Genomic DNA, 2031 nt, shown 5'->3' on the forward strand with positions numbered 1-2031 from the left:
AGGGGTAGTGGCTATGAATAGATCGCCCTCAACTCTGCTCTTTAAGTTGTACTTAGCCTCTTCAGCTACAGCAAAGCCGAATGTCATACAGTTTGGACATTCCCTACATAACCCTCCCATTTTCTCCTCCTCTTTCTTTGCAGCAGATGTTGGTCTAAGCATGCAGTTCCAAGTGTTGTTATTTCCCCTCAATTTGTTGATTTCTTCCACATGTTTGTCGTAGTCTTTCCTCAATATGGCTAGTATGTTCCTTCTCCATGCCGATTGTATTTTATCGTAGAGTATTATTGGGTATTTCTCATTCCCTATCGTGGCCAATGAGATGTCTTCTCCTCCTTCATGTCTTATCAGTAACTCGTTTTCAGCCTGTAGTGTAATGTAGACGTTTACCACCCTTCCCCTTGGGACGACCGCGTTCGGGTCCTCTTTACTTAGGTTAGAAAAAAAGCTAATAGCTTTATCCCCAAATAAACTCTTTACTAGATCTATACCTTTCATTTCCTCTCACCACTCCTCCCGAAATATAAAAACTGTAAATAAATCCACGTGCTCAAGGAGTTTGCTATTCGTATAGCAAGACTCCTATCACTATTGTTTTCTATATCGTACAACTTCTCAAAAATATCTCTAAGGGCAAAAAATAGATTTGACTTGGAGTCATCACTTAAGGAATACTTATTATCTAGCGAGCTGATCGCATCACTTACGGCTAAATTGATCCTATCCTCCTTTTTTAGTGCTAACGAAGAGGTCCTAAAGAACGTTTCCACTCCGTCTCTGAAGAAACCTATTACGTCGTATTTTGAGGGATTAGGGGACTTTTTCTTTACTATATTGACTAGCTCTAAGGCTAGGGAATTTATTGAAGAAGATAGGGTCTCACCCATTTCACTCACCTCTTCCATTACGAAATTTAAAAAATTTAAATGACTTATAATTGGGTTATGGGGCCCCTTCTCTTGGAGTTTACTCTCATCCATTACAGAACCTATCCCCAACCCAAACGATATCACGAAAAGTGACGGGTCGACTGCGTAATATAAATCAGACTCTTCCACCATGGAGCTAACACAGTTCTCGAGATCACTACCCTTACAGATGCTCGCAATAGTATCATACTTAGCCTTATAGGCTAAAAGTGTAAGCAAGGTTTTGTAGTTAGCCTCCTTAGTTTCCTTACTTAATGACATCCAGCTGTAGTTGAAGACTGAGTCCACCTTAATCCTACCCTCCTCCATTGGGATGTCCATGATGTTAGATGATATAAACACGGGGGAGGTGAGATAAACTATGGAGAGTAGTGGGGTATATCTCATGAGATCATTTATATCTTTTTTGCTCAACCTCGTTGAGATCTTCATATCCTTCCCGGTGAAGAACCTAAAGGGCACTAGTACCTTTGAGCTCAGATAACTAATCAGTAAGTTCTGGTCTACTTTATCCCTAAGCTCTCCACCACAACTCACAAACACATCGTAATAGTATGAGTCTTCCTTAACCTTTTTAAAGACGTCACTTGAGTAATTAGTACCTATGTATATTGACTCTAAGAGCCTTACCGGTATCCCGGGGTAAAAGGACACTATCACAAAGGGTGGTTTGGAGACCCCAGAAAGAAGGCCTGCCTCAAAGTTACAGAACGGGCATATTTTCCAGTCATCCCTTAGACTGTCTATGTTGGCCATTGCCTTGGCTCTGGGAATAAAGATCTCCACTGTCCCACCTCTGGCCCCTATGGAGAACCCGTATTGGGTAAACCTAGCACTTTCCTCATATATTGGCATACCACAGACTACACAGTAGGACAAAGGGGATTTATTGACCCACGATAAGTCGTCTACAATGTCCCCGCCAAAGGACTTCTTCACGAAGGAAAGCAAGTTGTGGTCTATAGCCCTTTGCCCCTGTGCGTAAACTTTCTTTAATACTACCACTAATTTATCTAGTAAGTCGCTGGACTTAAATGCCTTCACGTAGTCGTTTACCTTCCCTATGCCTAGTTCTTTTTTAATCTGGTCTTTCCTATTGGAC

General features: G+C 41.5%; 1 protein-coding gene and 1 pseudogene. Both read right to left on the reverse strand.

Going from position 1 to position 2031, the window contains the following annotated elements:
• On the reverse strand, window positions 1-498 hold a 498-nt coding region (gene cas7d / locus DMP16_RS09390; protein WP_143577150.1), incomplete at its 3' end, for a type I-D CRISPR-associated protein Cas7/Csc2.
• Window positions 495-2031 (reverse strand): annotated as a pseudogene (locus tag DMP16_RS09395) (hypothetical protein); the annotation flags it as partial. The gene cas7d and the pseudogene DMP16_RS09395, both read right to left, overlap by 4 nt.

The sequence above is a fragment of the Sulfolobus sp. B1 genome (genome assembly GCF_007050195.1).
In the GTDB taxonomy this organism is placed as follows: Archaea; Thermoproteota; Thermoprotei_A; order Sulfolobales; family Sulfolobaceae; genus Saccharolobus.